The 1,118-nt window shown below is 61.1% G+C and carries 2 protein-coding genes; one reads left to right on the top strand and one right to left on the bottom strand.

Annotated features, from left to right (window positions below):
• Positions 1–536 precede the first annotated feature (536 nt).
• On the top strand, positions 537–707 hold the full coding sequence (locus JHD73_RS27835) for a hypothetical protein (protein ID WP_199033350.1): 171 nt from the start codon (positions 537–539) through the stop codon (positions 705–707).
• Positions 708–827: 120 nt separating this feature from the next.
• Here JHD73_RS27835 and JHD73_RS27840 read toward each other — a convergent pair.
• Positions 828–1,118 (bottom strand): GNAT family N-acetyltransferase (locus JHD73_RS27840; protein ID WP_199033351.1); only part of this gene is annotated, 291 nt, incomplete at its 5' end.

Genomic DNA, 1,118 nt, shown 5'->3' on the forward strand with positions numbered 1-1,118 from the left:
GGTCTACTGCGGAGAGATGCTCGTCAAGCGCCTGTTCCGCCTGCCCGACGGGTCGATCCGCGTGGTGAGCGACAACAAGGAGAAGCACGACCCGTTCATGGTGATCCCCGAGCAGCTCGAGCACATCGACATCGTGGGTCGGGTCAAGTACCGGTCAGGCATGGGCGACTTCTGAGCGGCGCCACGACTCCTTCCCCTCAGCACACACAAACCCGCTTCGGCGGGTTTTTTTATGCGCGTCCGCAACATTCTAAACGCGAGCTATTAGATTTATCTTGACAATCGATTAGAAATATCTAAAATGGCGAGGCACACAGCGCGAGGGGAGCACAATGGTCAATGTGAGCATGCTGATGGAACGCCCGGTCTGCCAGACCCGGATTGCCGACGTCATGGATTGCGCTGACCGCGGTCTTGGCGCCACGTATATCCACATGGCGGCATGATGCAACGTCGAGCTCACCGGAGTTGGCTGGAACATCGGCGCATCGATCTGCTGATCGGCATCGCCCTGCTTGGTGTTGCGCTGCACGCGCTTGAGCACCTGCTCTGACATGGAGATCCGCATGAAGCACGGCATAAGGCAGGACACCCCTCAATGGGTGGATGAACACGCCGCCCTGGTCGACTGGTTGCTCGTTATCGGCATGGGCTTGCTAGCCGGGGCCACGATGTATCTGGCCGTAGTCCTGCGCGCGGACGCCTGAACACGCCGACTCACACACCTATTTCTGCATGAACGAAGCACTGATCCGTATTCTTCGCACAACCCGCAACGCGTGGGGGCTCACCACCGAGCAACGCAGCCCAGCACAGCCCTACGTACCTCACAATGCCCGCTGCATGAGCAAGCAGTCCAGCCAACGCCCGAACTTGTAGCCCACGCTCTCCAGCACACCCACCTCGCGGAACCCGCAGCGGGCGTGCAGCTTGGCTGACCCAGGGTTCTCATGCCCGCCACCGACAACGGCCACCATCTGCTTGAACCCGCGTGCCTGGCATTCGGCAATGAGCGCCTGCAGCAGCAGCGTACCGACACCCCGCCCTTGCGCAGCCGTATCCAGGTAGATCGAGTCTTCCACCGTATTGCGATATGCGGGCCGCGCGCGGTGCGGGCC

It is taken from the genome of Ralstonia sp. ASV6, from assembly GCF_016429285.1.
GTDB lineage: Bacteria > Pseudomonadota > Gammaproteobacteria > Burkholderiales > Burkholderiaceae > Ralstonia > Ralstonia flaminis.